The organism is Meridianimarinicoccus sp. MJW13 (assembly GCF_014901205.1).
Classification (GTDB): domain Bacteria; phylum Pseudomonadota; class Alphaproteobacteria; order Rhodobacterales; family Rhodobacteraceae; genus Meridianimarinicoccus.
On the sequence record NZ_JACNMU010000005.1, the window covers coordinates 85,193 to 102,809 of the forward strand.

A 17,617-nucleotide genomic window follows, 5' to 3' on the forward strand; every position below is an offset into this window, starting at 1 on the left:
TCCTGAACGGCCACCCCTGAAGACCGGACCCCCTGCAGAGCCCGGCCTTGTTCTGCGCTGCGGTTACGAGATGTCGAACTTCAGCAGCTTGATCGCCGCGAAGTCGCTGACGTCACCGCCGACGCGCTTGGTGGCATAGAACAGCACATGCGGCTTGGCCGAGAACGGATCGCGCAGCACCCGCAGGTCCGGACGCTCGGCGATGGTATAGCCCGCCGCGAAGTCACCGAAGGCAATGGCGGCCACGCCGGTCGCGATGTCGGGCATTTTCTCCGAGATCAGCACCGGATAGCCCATCAGGCGCGACGGCTCGCCCGCCGCCAGACCGTCGGACCACAGGAAGCGGCCATCGGCATCCTTCATCTTGCGCACCGCGCCTGCGGTTTTCGAGTTCATCACGAAGCTCGCATTGGCGCGGTAACGGCTTCCCAGCGCGTAGACCAACTCGATGATCGCGTCCGAGGCATTGGTGGACGAGAAATCCCCAGCCGCGCCGGTAAAGACATAGCCAAGGCTGTCCCAGGCCCAGCTGTCGTTGTCGATCATCGGATGGGTCAGGAACCCGCGCGGCTTGTCGACCCCGTCGCCATTGATGAAGGCATCGGCCTCGGCACGGGCAAAGTTTTCACCGATGCGTCCGGCCAGCCAGGTCTCGATGTCGAAGGCACTGTCGTCCAGCAGGCGCTGGCTGACCTTCGGCAGGGCGCTCAGCTCGTGCAGGTTGATCGGAATGCGAGAGATCTGCGGCGTGCTGCTGTCGGTCAGCGTCGCGGTCTCATTGGCCCAGGTAAAGCCCATGTCCTCGTGATCCACCAGCACGTCATAGGAGTTCGCCTCCACATGCACCACGGTGGCGATCGAGCGGATCGACGAGGTCGACTGCAACACGCTCTGGATGGCCTCCGAAGTGACCTGGTCGACCAGCACGCCCTCACTGGTGGTGGTCATGCCCTTGGTTTCCAGGTCCAGCGACCGCAGCGCCTCCTCGTTGCCGCTGCGCAGGTAGCCTTCAAAGGCCTTCTGGTGCGGCACCTCGGTCTCGGCGGTGACGGACAGGGCGGGGCGCCCGGCGAAAGCGGTCTTGCGATCCAGCATGGTCAGTTTCTCTTCCTGTGCTTTGAGTTGGTTGGAAATCCCCTGCCGGAACTCGGTCAGGTCCTGCATGAGCCCGACAAAGGCGGACTTCATCTCGGCCACCCCGCTGGGCGGCACCGGCTGGGCGGCGGGCATAACTTCCCCGCCCCGAGCCTTGGTCTCGGGTTCAATCATCCGATGTCCTTTCTGATAAGTTGGGCGCGGAGGCTCAGTCCGCCGCGGCCAGGGTCTGACGGGCGGCGCCGAAAATCTCGGCCAGCTCCCGGCAAAGGGTGTCGTTGCGATCCTCGGCCTTGGCGCCGATGCGGGCTTCGGGCAGCATCGGGAAGGTCACCAGCGACACTTCCCACAGCTCCAGCTCGGTCAGCACCCGGCGGCCCTCGGCATCCTTGGTGGCCGCGACGGTGCGGTAGCCGATGGACAACCCGTCGATGGCCCCGGCCTCGATCAGGCTGGCGGCCTCGCGGCCCCGGGTCACTTCGGTCAGCAGGCGGCCCTTGACGAACAGGCCGGTGGCGTCCTCGCGGACCTCGTCCCAGATACCGATGGGCTGGGCCGGATCATGCTGCCACAGCAGCTTGACCGCACGGCCCGCCTTGCCCAGCCGCTCCAGCGACCTTGCGTAGGCCCCCGCCGCCACCACGTCGCCGCCCTGATCCGTGCGCCCGAACAGCGAGGCATAGCCCTCGATCCGGCAACCGTCCTCCAGCGCGACCTCTCCGTCGAACCGGCAGAACTTGTGTTCCAACCCCGAGGGGCTCTGCGTGGTCATGATCCAAATCCTCCATTGGGAGCCAAAGTCAGAAGCGAGCGGATGGCCTGCGCCAGGATTGTCGCGACGACCCCATAGACGGTCAGCCACAACCGGCGCTCCAGCCGCTCCATCATCTGTTCGATCCGTTCCAGCCGCCCGTCGATGCCGGAAAACTTCAGGTCCAGAAGCTTCTCCTGCACCTCGTGCACCTTCACCGGACTGTGGTCGAAGGGCTCGTACAGAAAGCGCGAACCGCCGGGCGCTGGTCTGGGCATCTCGCTCACGCGCCCTCTCCCGTGCCCTCGACGATGGGCGGCAGACCCAGCAGGCCGCGCTTTTCGTTGCGGGTCAGGAAGTCGGCCTCGCGGACCCGGCGCCACTGCGCCTCGCGCTCGGCCGACAGGGCCGGGATCTTGTCCAGATCCGGTTGCAGCCGCACCGCCTCGCCGGTGAAACGCGCCAGCCAGTCGGCGATGGCGGCCGAAACCCGCGTGGCCAGCGGCAGCACCGTCAGACGATAGAAGGCGCGGTTGGCCTCCTGGTAGTTGGCATAAGTCGCATCGCCGGGGATCCCCAGCAGCATCGGCGGCACCCCGAAGGCCAGGGCGATCTCGCGCGCGGCGGCTTCCTTGGTCTTCTGGAACTCCATGTCCGAGGGGCTGAACCCCATCGGCCGCCAGTCCAGCCCGCCTTCCAGCAGCATCGGCCGCCCGGCATTGCGTGCGCCCTGATAGTTCGCGGCCATCTCGTCGACCAGCCGCTCGTACTGATCGTTGGACATGGTCCCCTGCCCCTCGGGGCCGGTGAAGACGATGGCGCCCGAAGGCCGCGCCGCATTGTCCAGCAGCGCCTTGGACCAGCGCGAGGCCGAATTGTGCACATCCACGGCGTTCGCCGCCGCCTGCAAGGGCGAGAACCCATAGTGATCATCCAGTGGACTGAAGCTGCGGATGTGGCAGATCGGAGGCACATCGCCGGTCATGTCGAAGCGATGCTTGCGCCCGCCGACCGAGTATTCATAGGCCGCAGGCCAGCCATCGCCGCCCGGCACCACCCGCATCCGGTCCGACCGCAGCACATGCAGCTCCAGCGGCATCACGCCCAGACCACCGCCCGCGCCTTCCAGATAGCCGTTGCCCGACAGCAGGATCTGGCCATAGAGCATTTCCAGAAGCTCGGCCCGTCCCTGCGCGCCGTTGGGCCGCGCCAGCCGATCCGACAGCGGATGCGCGTCATAGCGGCGCTCGGCATCCTGCACCACCAGCGGCAGGGCGGCGGCGGCTTCGGCGATCAGCTTCACCGACCGGAAGCCCACCGGATTGCCCGAGAACCCGTTGCGGATAAGGCTGGTGGCATCGCGCGGTCCCCAGACCGACCGCCCCGCCCCCTGCACCGCCGCCAGCACCGATCCGGTGACAGACGCCTTGCGCTCTGGCGCGGGCGGGGTCATCGGCGCCTGGTTCGGCTCACGTTTGAAGAATTCCTTGATCATCGGCAAAGGCCCTCCTTGACCGCAAGCGACCTGCGCCGCGGTGTGTACTTTTTCGGTCTCGGATGTGTCGGGTCCGGGGGGTGCTACAGGCCCCGGACGCGCGGGCGAAGGAACCGCCCGGCAGGTTCGATCATCAGGTCGGTCAGGGCCCAGACCAGCGCATCGACGCGGTCGGGACTGCCCCGCCCCTCGAAGCCGCGTATGGTCATCTGGCACATCTGGTCTTCCAGATCGCCCAGACCCCGCAGGTGTTTCACCCGCCCCTGTTCATACAGCGCCGCCACCGGCTCGGCCCGTGCGGCCTTGCCCCGGCTGGCCCGCACCGCCCGGAAGGGCACCATCGGATCGACCTGGCGGATCACGGTCTCGACCATGTCGCCGCCCTGGTTGACCTCGGCCACCATGCGGTCGGCCTTGTGCCGCGCCATGGCCGCCAGTGCCGCTTCAGCCCATCCGGTGGGGCTGGCCTTGCCCAGCGAGGCATCCTCGATCACATAGGCGGTCCAGTCCTGCGGCGACCCCGACATGCGCACCCCCACAACAAGGATCCCGCATTCGTCCGAAGTGTTGTGCCCGGTCACCGGCGGATCCACCGCCACCACCACGCGATCCAGATCCGGCAGCGTCTCGACCTGACAAGTCTGCAGCATCGGCTGGGTCCACATGGCCCCCTCGACTTCCTCCAGCAGCACCCCGTCCAGCTCCTGCCGTCCCAGCCGCGTTCCGGCATAACGGGCCCGCACTTCCGCAAGGAAGCTGTCGGCCAGATAGGCGGCGTTGGCCTCGGTCGCGGCAGCAGTCACCACCGTCGACGGATTGTCGAGGATGCGCTTCAGCACGCCGACGTTGCGCGGCGTGGTAGTCACCACCTGCCGGGGCGTCTGGCCCAGTCGCAGCCCGAATTGCAGCATGTCCCAGGCATCCTCCGCCTTCTTCCACTTGGCCAACTCGTCGACCCAGGCCGCATCGAACTGCGGGCCGCGCAGGCTTTCGGGCTCATGCGCCGAAAATACCTGGGCGATGGCCCCGTTGGGCCAGACCAGGCGTTTGCGCGTCGCTTCCCAGACCGGTTTACGGTCGGGGGGCGAGCAGGCCAGGATGCCGCTGTCGCCGAACACCATCACCTCGCGCACCTGTTCGATGGTCTCGCCGACCAGCGCCACGCGCCGTGACCGGCCCGGATCCAACGGGCGGGAGCCTTCGACCTCCCGGCGCACCCACTCGGCCCCGGCGCGGGTCTTGCCCGCGCCACGACCACCCATGATGACCCAGGTTCGCCACTCGCCTTCTGGCGGCAACTGGTGCTCCAGCGCCCAGAACTCGAAGAGATAGGGCAAGGCCAGAAGCGTGCCCGGCGACAGGTCATTCAGAAACGCCTCCCGCACCTCCGGCGGCGCCGAGGCAAGCAAGACGCCGCCCGATTTCAAGTCTCGCGGCGTCGAAGTCGAGGGCATAGTCGTGGACAATGCCAGCTTGTTCCCGCTGTTCCTTTTCAAGACGTTCCCTTTCCGCGATTGCCGACTGCAGGGCGTTCTTCAGCTCCCGAAGAAGCTTGCCCGCCTCTCCGATCTTGCCGATCTCGCCGTCGTCCAGTTGGTCCACCAGTTTGTCGAGCGCGCTTGTGGCGCGGTCGAGTTGCTTGCGTGCCGCAGAGCGCACATGCCCTGCGGTGTTCTCCCCCGTTTCGGGGATGATCATCACCATTCTTGTTAACCCGCCTCTCCCGGTATCCCGTCGAGAGAGCCATGAACGCGACATCCACCAAGTCTTTCCGGCGTCTTGTCCATGTCTTCCAGCTTGCAGTAATTGATAAAAGGAACAGGCCGTTTTGTCAATGAAAACAGACTTTTAGAACAAAACGGAACCGTTCGAACCGTTAAGGTTTCAAAGGCTTCGAATCGGTTAACACGGGCCCGAGACATCGCGGGCGCCCTTGTTTTGCGGGCGATGGAAAACCCCGCGGCGTGTTCAGGAACATTAACGGGGCCTTGCCAGGGCACGAGCCCAAAAAGACAGGATCCCCACACCATCGGTGCAGGGATCCCCAAATTTATGACGACGATTTTCAGGCTGGGCGGGGGATTCGTCCCGCCCGCGACTCGCTATTGGCTGCGCTGCTGTTCGATCTGGCGCCAGCGGCGCACGTTGATGTTGTGCTCATCCAATGTCCGGGCAAACACATGCCCGCCGGTGCCATCGGCCACGAAGAACAGGAAGTCGGTCTCGGCCGGATTTACCGCAGCCTCGATCGCCTCCAGTCCGGGATTGGCAATGGGTGTCGGCGGCAGCCCGTCGATGGTGTAGGTGTTGTACGGCGTCGGCCGGGCCAGCTCGCTGCGGAACAACCCGCGCCCCAGCACCCCTTCGCCCCCGGTGATACCATAGATCACCGTCGGGTCGGTCTGCAGGCGCATCCCCTTGTTGAGCCGGTTGATGAAGACGCTCGACACCCAGGGCCGCTCCTCGGCGACGCCGGTTTCCTTCTCGATGATCGAGGCCAGGATCAGCGCCTCTTCCGCGCTTTCCAGCGGCAGACCCTCGGAGCGTCCGGCCCAGGCAGCGGCCAGGATGGCTTCCTGTTCCTCGCGCATGCGCTGTTGCAACTCGGCCCGGTCCGAGGCCATGGCCACATCGTAGCTGCCCGGCGCAAGGGAGCCTTCCGGGGCAACCTCCACGGGCGCACCAACCAGGAACCCCGCCTTGTTCAGGCTGTCGGCCACCTGCCAGCTGGTCACGCCCTCGGCCAAGGTCACCCGCGTGCGGGCAAACCCCCGGCTGAGAAGGTCGTCATAGGCATCGGGCGTGGGATCACCCAGCGTGAAATCGGCGGTGATCTGGTATTCCGAGCTGGCCGGATCCAGTTCCCGCACCCGGATCGTGGTGGTGGCCACGCCGATCCGCAGGTTGATCTCGCTGCCGCAGGTGCTTTGACCGCTGCGGGTCACAAGATCGACGATCTGCTGCATCGAGGCGCCCGGCGGGATCAGGAAATTTCCTGCCTTCAGACGGTCGGCCTTCTCCTCGTAGTCCGCGCCCAAGCGCATCAGTGCGGGGATTTTGATCAAGCCTTTTTCGGCCAGGTCGTCGCTAACGGACGTCATGGTCGCCCCGCGCGGCACACTCAGGCAGACCGCCTCGGTGGACGGCCCCTCGGCACGATAGGAGTTCTGCGCCAGGGCCACGGCAATCCCGACTCCGGCCAGCAGAACGATAAGAAGCGTCAACGCATTGGACGCAACCGAGCGCCAGATCAGCATCCGTCAGCAACCCGCCCCAGCACCAGCGAGGCATTGGTGCCGCCGAAGCCGAAGGAGTTTGACAGGGCCACGTTGATCTCGCGCTCCCGCTTGGCATTGGGCGCCAGATCAAGGCTTGTCTCGACCGCCGGGTTGTCCAGGTTGATGGTCGGTGGCGCCACCTGATCGCGGATAGCGAGGATCGAGAAGATCGCCTCTACCGCGCCCGCGGCGCCCAGAAGATGGCCGATCGAGGATTTGGTGGAACTCATCGTCGCTTTCGACGCTGCCTCCCCCATCATCCGTTCGACCGCGCCCAGTTCGATGGTGTCGGCCATGGTCGATGTGCCATGCGCGTTGATATAGTCGATGGCCTCGGGCTCCAGCCCGGCCCGTTTCAGCGCCGCGCGCATGGACCGCTCGGCCCCGTCGCCGTCCTCGGACGGGGCGGTGATGTGATAGGCATCGCCCGACATGCCATAGCCCAGAACCTCGGCATAGATCTTGGCGCCGCGCGCCTTGGCGTGCTCGTATTCTTCCAGAACCACGACGCCCGCGCCCTCGCCCATGACGAACCCGTCCCGATCCGCGTCATAGGGGCGGCTGGCCCGTTCCGGCTCATTGCCGCGCTTGGTCGACAGTGCCTTGCAGGCGTTGAACCCCGCGATCCCGAGATCGCAGATCGGGCTTTCGGCACCGCCCGCGATCATCACGTCCGCGTCGTCCCACTGGATCAGCCGCGCCGCGTCGCCGATGGCATGCGCGCCGGTGGAACAGGCTGTTACAACCGCGTGGTTCGGTCCCTTGAACCCGAAACGGATCGACACCTGGCCCGAGACCAGATTGATCAACGAAGCGGGAATGAAGAACGGCGACACCCGCCGCGGCCCGCGCTCTTTCAGCACGATCGAGGTGTCCGCGATGGTGCTGAGCCCGCCGATGCCCGACCCGATCATCACGCCGGTACGACACCGGGCTTCCTCATCCTCGGGCATCCAGCCTGCGTCTTTCACGGCCTCTTCCGCCGCCGCCAGACCGTAGAGGATGAAGTCATCCACCTTGCGGCGCTCTTTCGGCGCCATCCAGTCATCGGGGTTGAAGGTGCCGTCGCTGCCGTCGCCCAGTGGAATTTCGCACGCATAGGTCGTTGCCAGATGGCTGGCATCGAAACGGGTGATGGGCCCCGCCGCCGATTGTCCTGCCAGCAACCGCTGCCACGAAGTTTCCACACCGCACGCCAGCGGCGAGACCATTCCCAGACCTGTCACGACCACTCGCCGCATATTTCGCTCCTGCACTTGGATCCCTGCCTGAATTGCTCACATAGCTTGGCCAAGGGGGGTGGGGCAAGCGCAACGCCACCTGTGCCCCCCCGCTTTGGCCGGGTTTCGCCCGTCAACCCTGCCTTAATCATGGTTCCGGTTCAACGGTGCGCCGCGCCCCCGATGCATGAGACACTTCGGCAGTCGCCCGCGCACCGGGCGGCAAGGTCGAGTCGTCATTTGTGGAAGAGTTTCCGATGAAACAGGTAGTTGCCAGCGTGCTGTGGCTGTGCGGCGCGGCGGGGGCGGGACAGGCCGCATCGCTGACGCTGCTGGACGATGGCCCCGAGATCGTTCTGCCGCTTGAAGAGGCCCCGACCGGGGCGCCCGACATTGCGCCCCCCACGGCGCAGCGGTTCATGTCCAGCGAATTTCTGGATCTGTCTCAGGCCCCACACCCCGTGGCCCGTCCCGCGTGGGTCGGCCAGGCCGCGAAGGCAAAGGCCGACTTTCCGACCGCGCGCAACTAGGAGGCAAGCCCGGCACCAGACCGGCGCCAGGCTGTTACTGTTCTTCCACGATCACCAGTTCACGCACCGCCGCGCCGCGCGCATGGCTCAGCGCTTCCTGGTATTCCGCAGATTCGTAGCAGGCATCGGCCGCCTCTAGCGACGGAAACCGCGCCACCACGTTGCGCGGGCGATCCGCGCCTTCCTTCTGGATATAGCGGGAGGCGCGTGCCAGAAAGACACCGCCGTGCTTGGCGATGGCCTCGGTGGCCAGGGCTGCGTACCGGCCATAAGCCTCCGCGTCTTTCACATCCACATGGGCGATCCACAAAGCCGTGCTCATGCGGCACCTCCTTCCAGCAAAGATTCGACAGCGGCGATGGCTGCTTCCGCCTTGGTGGCATCCGGGCCGCCGGCCTGCGCCATGTCGGGACGACCGCCGCCCCCCTTGCCACCGAGGGCTTGCGCGGCCGTCTTGACCAGATCCACCGCCGAAACACGGTCGGTCAGATCCTTGGTGACGCCCGCCGCAATCGCCGCCTTGCCGCCTGTATCGGCGATCAGCAGCACCGCGCCCGAGCCCAGCTTGGCCTTGTGCGCATCGATCAACGCGGGAAGATCCTTGCCGGTCACGCCCGACAGGCTTTGGCCCAGGAAGGGCACACCGCCCACCTCTTTCGCCGCAGGACCGCTGCCCTGCGCGCCGCCGCCCATGGCCAGTTCGCGGCGCAGATCGGCCAGTTCAGCCTGCAGCGCCTTGCGTTCATCCAGCAGCGCCTTGACGCGGTCCGGCACCTCTTCGGGTTTGGCCTTCAGGGTCAGCGCGATTTCCGCCAAACGGTGATCCTGTGCCGCCAGATAGTCGAAGGCCGCCGCCCCGGTCAGCGCCTCGATCCTCCGCACCCCGGCCGAGGAAGCGCTGTCGCCCAGCGTCACGAACAGGCCGATATCGCCGGTCTGCCGCACATGGGTGCCGCCGCAAAGCTCCAGCGAATAGGTCTGCTTGTCGCTGCCCTTGCCCGAGCCGGCCTGCTTGCCCATCGACACGACGCGCACTTCGTCGCCGTATTTCTCGCCGAACAATGCCTGCGCGCCCAGATCGCGGGCCTCGTCCGGGGTCATGATCCGGGTTTCGACCTTGTCGTTCTGGCGGATGAACGCGTTCACTTCGCGCTCCACCCGGTCCAGTTCTTCCAGCGACAGGGCCTTGGAATGGCTGAAGTCGAACCGCAGACGATCCGGCGCATTCAGCGAGCCGCGCTGCGCCACATGATCCCCCAGCGCCTCGCGCAGGGCTTCGTGCAACAGGTGGGTGGCCGAATGGTTGGCGCGGATGTTGGTGCGGCGGTCGTGATCGACGGTCAGTTCGGCACCGGTGGCCTTGGCGATCTCGCCCTCGGTCACCTCGGCGGAATGGATGAACACCCCGGCCACCTTGCGGCAGTCGGTGATGGTGGCCTTGCCGGTGTCGGTCTTCAGCACGCCGGTATCGCCGATCTGGCCGCCGGATTCCGCATAGAACGGGGTCTGGTTCAGAACGATCTGCACCGCGTCGCCCTTGGCCGCCTTGTCCTGCGCCGCACCGTCCCGAACGATGGCCAGGATCTGGCCTTCGGCGGTTTCGGTGTCATAGCCTAGGAATTCGGTGGTGCCGTGGGTTTCCGCGATGTCGAACCAGATGGCGGCATCGGCGGTGTCGCCGGAACCCGCCCAGGCCGCGCGGGCCTTGGCCTTTTGTTCTTCCATCGCCGCGTCGAAGCCGTCGGTATCCACCGCACGGCCTTTTTCGCGCAGCGCATCCTGGGTCAGGTCCAGCGGGAAGCCATAGGTGTCGTACAGTTTGAAGGCCGACTCTCCGGGCAGATCGGCGCCCTCGGGCAGACCGGCCAGTTCGTCATCCAGCAGCCGCAGACCGCGATCCAGGGTCTGGCGGAACCGGGTTTCCTCCAGCAGAAGGGTTTCCTCGATCAGCGCCTGCGCGCGGGTCAGTTCCGGATAAGCCTGCCCCATCTGCGCCACCAGGTTCGGCACCAGCCGGTACATCAGCGGATCCTGTGCGCCCAACTGGTGGGCATGGCGCATGGCACGGCGCATGATCCGGCGCAGCACGTAGCCGCGGCCTTCGTTCGACGGCATCACCCCGTCAGCGATCAGGAATGAGGTCGAGCGCAGATGATCGGCGATCACCCGGTGATGCACCTTGCCGGGACCGGCAGGATCGGTGCTGGTGGCATTGGCCGACCCCTCGATCAGCGCCCGGAACAGGTCGGTGTCATAGTTGTCGTGCTTGCCCTGCAGCAGCGCACCGATGCGTTCCAGCCCCATGCCGGTGTCGATCGACGGCTTGGGCAGGTCTTCCCGGCTGCCATCCTCGAATTGCTCGAACTGCATGAAGACGAGGTTCCAGATCTCGATGAACCGATCGCCATCTTCCTCGGGGCTGCCCGGAGGCCCGCCCCAGATGTGATCGCCGTGGTCATAGAAGATCTCGGTGCAGGGGCCGCAGGGACCGGTGGCGCCCATGGACCAGAAGTTGTCAGACGTCGGGATGCGGATGATGCGGTCGTCACTCAGACCGGCCACCTTCTTCCAGATTTCGGCGGCCTCGTCATCGGTGTGATAGATGGTGACCAGCAGCTTGTCCTTGTCGATGCCGAATTCGCGGGTCAGAAGGTTCCAGGCCAGCGGAATGGCATCGTCCTTGAAATAGTCGCCGAACGAGAAATTTCCTAGCATTTCAAAGAAGGTATGGTGGCGTGCGGTATAGCCGACGTTGTCCAGATCGTTGTGCTTGCCACCGGCACGCACGCATTTCTGGCTGGTCGCGGCACGGGTGTAGTCGCGGTGTTCGACGCCGGTGAAGACGTTCTTGAACTGGACCATGCCCGCGTTGGTGAACATCAGCGTCGGGTCGTTGCGCGGCACCAGTGGAGAACTGTCCACCACGGCGTGGCCGTTGTTGCCAAAATAGTCCAGGAAAGTGCTTCGGATATCGTTCAGGCTGGCCATGATCCGGTCTCTGTCAGGTCAAGTTCGGACCCGTTTAGCCCTGCGGCGCGCGGGTGTCCACTGGCAGCGCCCCAAACGAAAAAACCCCGGCCATCGGGCCGGGGTTCGGGGCATCGTGCGACGGCGGTTCAGCTGTCGACGACGTCATCCTCGGCGCTGCCCGGCGGCATGTCGAATTCCAGCCCGTGGGCGGCGCGGATCTTGTCCTCGATCTCCAGCGCAGTACGGCTGTGTTCGCGCAGATAGGTCTTGGCGTTCTCGCGCCCCTGCCCGATCCGCTCGTCCCCATAGGAAAACCACGACCCGGACTTGTCGACGACGCCCGCCTTCACGCCCAGATCCAGAAGTTCGCCCATTTTCGAGATGCCTTCGCCATACATGATGTCGAATTCCACCTGTTTGAACGGCGGGGCGACCTTGTTCTTGACGACTTTCACGCGCGTGGCGTTGCCGACCACCTCGTCGCGATCCTTGACCGAGCCGATGCGGCGAATGTCGAGACGCACCGAGGAGTAGAACTTCAGCGCGTTGCCGCCCGAGGTGGTTTCGGGGCTTCCGAACATGACGCCGATCTTCATGCGGATCTGGTTGATGAAGATCACCATGCAGTTGGAGCGACTGATCGACCCGGTCAGCTTGCGCATCGCCTGGCTCATCAACCGGGCCTGTGCACCCACCTGGTGATCGCCCATATCGCCTTCCAGTTCCGACTTGGGCGTCAGCGCGGCGACCGAATCGACCACCACCATGCTGACGGCGCCAGAGCGGACCAGCGTATCGGTGATCTCAAGCGCCTGTTCGCCGGTGTCAGGCTGGCTGATCAACAGATCGTCCAGGTTGACGCCCAGCTTCTTGGCATACTGCGGATCCAGCGCGTGTTCGGCATCGACAAAGGCACAGACGCCGCCCTTTTTCTGCTCTTCCGCGACGCAATGCAGGGTCAGGGTGGTCTTGCCCGAGCTTTCGGGGCCGTAGATCTCGATAATCCGCCCTTTCGGCAGACCGCCGATGCCCAGGGCGATGTCCAGACCCAAGGAGCCGGTCGAGGTAGATTCGATCTCCTGCACCGCGCCCTGGCCCAGCTTCATGATCGAGCCCTTGCCGAACTGCCGCTCGATTTGCGCCAGCGCTGAATCGAGCGCTTTCTGCTTGTCCATTTTCCGTGATCCGCCCAGGTCGAGAAGGTTAGCGATAGCCATTGGTCCTGATCCTTATTCCATACCCGCACGCGGGCGGCAACGCTGCCAGATGTTCTGCTCTTGTTCTCCCCTGTATGGCGAGAGAACACGCACAAATCAATGAAAATTCGCAAGACCCAGTGTGGTGCGGCGAGGGTAAATTTTCCCTTACCCGGCGCGCCTCAATGCAGTTGCGCCTGAACCGTCGAGGTCAGCGCCTCCAGCGAGAAAGGTTTGGGCAGGAAGACCGAGTTGGGGATCTTGGTTTCATGATCGCTCAGCGCATCCTCGGCATAGCCGGACACGAAGATGACCCGGGTGTCGGGACGTTCCTGCAAAGCGCGGCGCACCCAGTTCGGACCGTCCATGCCCGGCATGACCACATCCGTCACGAAGACATCCACATCCAGGTCGGGATCTTCGAGCAGTTCCAGCGCCTCTTCGGCGCTTTCCGCCTCGATCACCGTCAGGCCACGCAGCTGCAGGGCACGCGAGGCAAAGGCCCGCACCGGTGCCTCGTCCTCGACCAGCAGGACCACGCCGTCGCGATGGGTTGCAGGGACGGGCTTGGCCTCTTTCGCGGCCGGGGCCGGCAACACCTGGGTTTCGGTGAAGGCCGGGAAATAGATGGTGAAGACCGTCGACACCCCCGGCGTGCTGTCGGCAAAGATGAAGCCGCCGCTTTGCTTGATGATGCCATAGGCGGTGGACAGGCCCAGGCCCGTGCCCTCGCCGGTCTTCTTGGTGGTGAAGAACGGCTCGAACACCTTCTGCAACTGGCTGGAGGGGATGCCGCTGCCTTCGTCCTGCACGCTGACCACCGCATAGGAGCCTGCGGGAATCACCGCGCGATTGCGGCACAATTCGGTCTCCAGCGTGACGGCCGAGGTCTGCACCAGGATTTCGCCGCCCTCGGGCATGGCATCGCGGGCGTTGACCACGAGGTTCATGATGACCTGCTCCAACTGCCGCTTGTCGGCGCGGATGGCGGGCACCTTGTCATCGTGCTTGAGAGTCAGGCGCACGCGTTCGCCCACCAGGCGGCTGAGCAGATGGGTGAGGTCTGACAGGGCGTCACGCAGATCCACCACTTCCGGCCGCAGGGTCTGCTTGCGCGAGAAGGCGAGAAGTTGTCCCACCAGGCTGGCGGCCCGGTTGGCGTTCTGGTTGATCTGGATGAGGTCGCCATAGTCCGGGTCGCCCTCGTCGTGGCGCAGCAACAGCAGGTCGCAATGGCCAGAGATGGCGGTCAGCAGGTTGTTGAAATCATGCGCCACCCCCCCGGCGAGCTGCCCGATCGCCTGCATCTTCTGGCTCTGGACGAACTGCGCTTCCAGCGTCTTGAGTTCAGTGGCATCGCTGAGCACCGCCAGCAACGCCGGTTCGCCCAATTCGTCGGCGGCTTTCAGCGACACCTGAACGAACCGGTGACTGTCGTTGCAGCGCACCTGCAGGAACTCCGACTGCGACACCCCCCCGCCGCTGCTCGCATCGCGCAGCCAGTCGCCCAGCGGGCGGCCAAGGCCCGAGACCAGGTCGTTGAAATGGGTCGACGGCGGGACGTCCCGGCCAAGCAGGCTGCGGGCGCCCTGGTTGGCCCAGATGATCTTGCCGTCGATCGACAGTTTCAGCATCGGCACCGGCAAGGATTCGAACAGTTTGCGCGCATCGGCAGCATCGTCGAGATTTTCGGGCAGGATGAAGACTTCGCGGCAGCCGGTCTCGGCATCGTCAACCACCACCACGCGCACCTGGGTGCGGCCGCTTTCGGCCTTGACCTGGCACATGCCGCCCGACACCAGTGGGCGCTTGCCGAAGGCTTCGTCCAATACTGCAACTTCACGCCCCAGAAACGCGGTCATCGCCGCGTTCTGACCCAGCACCCGCCCGTCCGGGCCGGCGACCAACACCGGCAAGCCGACCTCGCCGCGCCCCACCGAGGCCGAGCGGGAGGTGAGGTTTTCCAGCCGCCAGACCACCAGATTGCCCGGCGCCAGCGTCGCCGCGAGGCGCACCTTGCCGCTGTGGCTGGCCCGGTCAAGCGCCGAGGATCCGGTGGCCCGCGCGCGGTCCAGCAGTTCGGCCACGCGGCGCACCGGGGCGGCGAACAGGCGGTCGAGCCTGTCCGAGAGCATCTGCCCTTCGGACAAGCCAAGCTCCCCCTGCGCGGCAGCATTGCAACTGATCACACGTCCCGAGAAATCCGTGACCACCCAGACCGCTGCATCGCGGGCGAAGAACCGGCTGACACGGTTCAACTCGGCCCGCGCAACGCGTCCGCGCAGTCCCTCGGCCAGTTTGACGATCACTAGCGCGACCGCGGCACCCAGGCCGGCGGCCAGAAGCAACACCCGCGGCGTGCCGCTGGCGACAAGGATGCCCAGGGCGGTCAGCCCCAGCGCCAGACCGAGCGCCACCCGTTCCTTGTGATGATACGACAGCACACCGTCCAAACCGTGCTGCGACAAACCAGCGATACGGGTCATGATGCCTCCCAGCAATCTACCGGGGTTTCGTACCGCGCAGGGGGTTAATCACGGCTTAAGCACGGTTCCGGTGCTGGCCGGAATGGTTGGATTTCAGGCATTCCGTGTCAAGTCGGCGAAAAAGAAGCCGTCGCCGCCGTCCTGAGGCAGGAACTGGTGGCTGTCGGCCTGCGACCAACCCGGGGTGCGGGCCAGAAAATCGGCCACTTGCGCGGCGTTCTCCCGCTGCAGGATAGAGCAGGTCATGTAGGTCAGATGCCCCCCAACCCCTACATGTGCCGCGGCCTGGTCCAGAATCCGCGCCTGAAGCGCCACCGTCTCGGCCAGCTTCTGCGCGGTCAGCCCCCATTTGCCTTCCGGATCACGACGCCACGAGCCGCTGCCCGAACAAGGGGCATCGACGACAACCGTGTCGAAGATACCGGCGAGTTTCAGCTCATCGGACGTCAGGCAGCGCACCGACAGGCCCGCACGGGCGGCACGGGCCGGCAGATCTTTCATCCGCGCGGGATTGGCGTCATGCGCCACAAACCGCCCCTGCACCCGGCCGGCGATGGCCAGCGTCTTGCCGCCGCCGCCCGCACAATAGTCCAGAAGACTTTGGCCTTCTTCCAGCGGCACCCTGTCCGACACCGCCTGCGAGGCCGCGTCCTGCAATTCGACCAACCCGTCGAGATAGGCCGCGCTGGTGCGGATCCGGCGTGCGCCCTCGATCACCCTCAACGCCGATGGCGACAGGTCGTGCGGCTCGGTGGTGATCCCTTCGCTGGCAAGCTGCGTCATGGCTTCGGACCGGGGTGCCTTGCGCAAATGGACCCGCAGGAAAACCGGCGCGCGCTGGCGCAGCAATTCAAGACAAGGCCCGGCGGCGTCGCCCAGAGACCCGGTGACCTCGGGATACAGCCAGTCGGGCAGATCCAGACGCTCGGCCGGGCTGTCGGGGGTGCGGCCCGCATCCCGTTCGGCGTCGCTCAGGGCCAGGGGTCCATAGCCTTCGCCGCTGAAGATCTGGTCCACATCCCCGCCAGAGGCCCGCACCCAGCCGATCATCAGCCCCCGACCGGTGTCGGCGCCGCCCAGGGCCGCCAGACTGCGACGCTGTCGAAGCGCATCGAAGACATGGTCGCGCAGCGCCGCGCGATCCTTCGATCCGGCAAACCGGTGGCCCCGCGCCCAGTCCTTCAACGCTTTCTCGGCTGATGTGCCCGACAGGATATCGTCAAGGATGTCGATGGCTGAGGCAATTCTGGCGGCGGGGGTCATCGCGTCTCCGGGCTTTGGCCACGGCCCGGGGGCACGGGTGGCTGCGAAAAATCCGGGGCCGCGCGCCTGATGGCAGTTGGCCTCGCGGTTTGCGGTGGCATTCGCGGCGTCAATAGTCCTACCTTGGGGACGAGTCGACCCGCGATACACGCGGCGCCAGTCAGTCTTGCCTGAAGGACCCCGTCTTTATGCCATTTCCTCCTTATTCCGGACTACGTATCTCGGCCTTGTCACTGGCCCTGCTGGCAGCCCCGATGACCCTTGCACAGGACGCGGGCAGCGGGCAGCCAGCCCCCAAGGTCTCGGTCGCGGCGGCGGTAACCGAGGAGATTCTGGACGACATCACTTTCATCGGCCGGGCCGAAGCGGTGGATAAGGTCGATCTGGTGGCCCGCGTCACCGGCTTCATCCGCGAGGTGAACGTGGCCAATGGCGCCACGGTGTCCGAGGGGGACATTCTGTTCCACATCGAACCCGAACAATACGAGGCCACGCTGGCGGCCCGGCAGGCGGATCTGGCCCAGGCCAATGCCAATCTTGCGCTGGCGCAGGTCGAATTTGACCGGAAATCGCAACTTGTCGAGAAAGAGGCGGTGGCGCAGTCGGAACTGGACGTGGCACGCGCCAACCGGCAGGTCGCCGAAGCCCAGATCGCCGCAGCGGAAGCGGCGATCAAGCAGGCGGAACTGGAACTGAGCTATACCCTGATCGTTGCGCCATTCGACGGGGCCATTGGCCGGACCGAACGCAGCGTCGGAGATCTGGTCGGGCCGACCACCGGGACGCTGGCCACCCTCGTCCGGCAGGAACCCATGTACGTCACCTTCTCGCTCAGCGAGCGGCAGATGATCGATGTGCGGCAACAGGCGCAGGCCGACGATGCGACCAACGAGGACGTCGGCGACGGCTACCCGGTCTATGTCACTCTGCCCGGAGGCACGGTTCTGGATGAAGTCGGCCGGCTGGCCTTTCGCGACAACCGGGTCAACCCTTCAACCGGCACCATCGCGGTGCGCGCAATCTTTGACAATGCCGACCACCTGCTGGTCGATGGCTCTTTCGTGAACGTCGACATCACGGCGCAAGAACCGACGCCTTCCCTGACCGTGCCACAGGCCGCCGTTCAGCGCGACCAGCGTGGCGAGTTCGTGCTGGTTGTCACCAACCAGCAGATCGTCGAGCAACGCTACATCGAAACCGGCCCCAACCATGAGACATCGGTCATCGTGACCCGTGGCCTGCAGGAAGGCGAAGCGGTGATCGTCGAGGGCCTGCAACGGGTACGCCCGGGGGTTCCCGTCGATCCCGTGCTGACCGGCACCGAGGAGTAGAC

At 65.4% G+C, this 17,617-nt stretch carries 15 protein-coding genes; 2 read left to right on the top strand and 13 right to left on the bottom strand.

The window, feature by feature from the left end:
* Positions 1 to 63 precede the first annotated feature (63 nt).
* From H8B03_RS10180 to fabF, 8 genes are all read right to left on the bottom strand, one after another.
* Positions 64 to 1,269: a phage major capsid protein gene (locus tag H8B03_RS10180; protein WP_193141643.1), complete on the bottom strand. Its 1,206-nt coding sequence runs from the start codon at positions 1,267 to 1,269 to the stop codon at positions 64 to 66.
* Between the two features lie 34 nt (positions 1,270 to 1,303).
* On the bottom strand, positions 1,304 to 1,867 hold the full coding sequence (locus tag H8B03_RS10185) for an HK97 family phage prohead protease (RefSeq protein WP_193141644.1): 564 nt from the start codon (positions 1,865 to 1,867) through the stop codon (positions 1,304 to 1,306).
* A complete protein-coding gene (locus H8B03_RS10190) occupies positions 1,864 to 2,124 on the bottom strand; it encodes a hypothetical protein (protein ID WP_193141902.1) in 261 nt (86 codons plus the stop codon). The genes H8B03_RS10185 and H8B03_RS10190 overlap by 4 nt, the downstream gene beginning before the upstream one ends.
* A gap of 5 nt (positions 2,125 to 2,129) precedes the next feature.
* Complete coding sequence (locus H8B03_RS10195; protein WP_193141645.1) at positions 2,130 to 3,341, bottom strand: phage portal protein; 1,212 nt, start codon at positions 3,339 to 3,341, stop codon at positions 2,130 to 2,132.
* An 83-nt stretch (positions 3,342 to 3,424) separates the two neighbouring features.
* Complete coding sequence (locus H8B03_RS10200; protein ID WP_193141903.1) at positions 3,425 to 4,795, bottom strand: DNA-packaging protein; 1,371 nt, start codon at positions 4,793 to 4,795, stop codon at positions 3,425 to 3,427.
* Positions 4,704 to 5,045: a hypothetical protein gene (locus H8B03_RS10205; protein WP_193141646.1), complete on the bottom strand. Its 342-nt coding sequence runs from the start codon at positions 5,043 to 5,045 to the stop codon at positions 4,704 to 4,706. The genes H8B03_RS10200 and H8B03_RS10205 overlap by 92 nt, the downstream gene beginning before the upstream one ends.
* Before the next feature lie 398 nt (positions 5,046 to 5,443).
* A complete protein-coding gene (mltG, locus tag H8B03_RS10210; RefSeq protein WP_193141904.1) occupies positions 5,444 to 6,592 on the bottom strand; it encodes an endolytic transglycosylase MltG in 1,149 nt (382 codons plus the stop codon).
* Entirely contained in the window at positions 6,592 to 7,860 is a 1,269-nt protein-coding gene (gene fabF, locus H8B03_RS10215; protein ID WP_193141647.1) for a beta-ketoacyl-ACP synthase II, read from the bottom strand. Before fabF ends, mltG begins: the two co-directional genes overlap by 1 nt.
* Positions 7,861 to 8,096: 236 nt before the next feature.
* Between fabF and H8B03_RS10220 the strand changes: the two genes are divergently transcribed.
* Positions 8,097 to 8,369 carry a hypothetical protein gene (locus tag H8B03_RS10220; protein ID WP_193141648.1) on the top strand — a complete coding sequence of 91 codons (273 nt, stop codon included), beginning with the start codon at positions 8,097 to 8,099 and terminating at the stop codon, positions 8,367 to 8,369.
* 34 nt (positions 8,370 to 8,403) lie between these two features.
* Here the strand turns inward: H8B03_RS10220 and H8B03_RS10225 are convergent, their stop codons facing one another.
* The 5 genes from H8B03_RS10225 to H8B03_RS10245 all read right to left on the bottom strand — a co-directional run bounded on the left by H8B03_RS10225 (position 8,404) and on the right by H8B03_RS10245 (position 16,284).
* Entirely contained in the window at positions 8,404 to 8,691 is a 288-nt protein-coding gene (locus tag H8B03_RS10225) for a DUF1330 domain-containing protein (RefSeq protein ID WP_193141649.1), read from the bottom strand.
* A complete protein-coding gene (alaS, locus tag H8B03_RS10230) occupies positions 8,688 to 11,357 on the bottom strand; it encodes an alanine--tRNA ligase (RefSeq protein ID WP_193141650.1) in 2,670 nt (889 codons plus the stop codon). Before alaS ends, H8B03_RS10225 begins: the two co-directional genes overlap by 4 nt.
* Before the next feature lie 128 nt (positions 11,358 to 11,485).
* Positions 11,486 to 12,556 carry a recombinase RecA gene (gene recA / locus H8B03_RS10235; protein ID WP_193141651.1) on the bottom strand — a complete coding sequence of 357 codons (1,071 nt, stop codon included), beginning with the start codon at positions 12,554 to 12,556 and terminating at the stop codon, positions 11,486 to 11,488.
* 161 nt (positions 12,557 to 12,717) lie between these two features.
* Positions 12,718 to 15,021: an ATP-binding protein gene (locus H8B03_RS10240; protein ID WP_193141652.1), complete on the bottom strand. Its 2,304-nt coding sequence runs from the start codon at positions 15,019 to 15,021 to the stop codon at positions 12,718 to 12,720.
* A gap of 93 nt (positions 15,022 to 15,114) precedes the next feature.
* Positions 15,115 to 16,284, bottom strand: a complete 1,170-nt coding sequence (locus tag H8B03_RS10245; RefSeq protein ID WP_193141653.1) for an RsmB/NOP family class I SAM-dependent RNA methyltransferase — start codon at positions 16,282 to 16,284, stop codon at positions 15,115 to 15,117.
* A gap of 188 nt (positions 16,285 to 16,472) precedes the next feature.
* Here H8B03_RS10245 and H8B03_RS10250 point away from each other — a divergent pair, with 188 nt between their 5' ends.
* The gene (locus tag H8B03_RS10250; RefSeq protein ID WP_193141654.1) at positions 16,473 to 17,615 is read left to right on the top strand and encodes an efflux RND transporter periplasmic adaptor subunit; all 1,143 of its coding nucleotides are present in this window, start codon (positions 16,473 to 16,475) and stop codon (positions 17,613 to 17,615) included.
* Positions 17,616 to 17,617 lie beyond the last annotated feature (2 nt).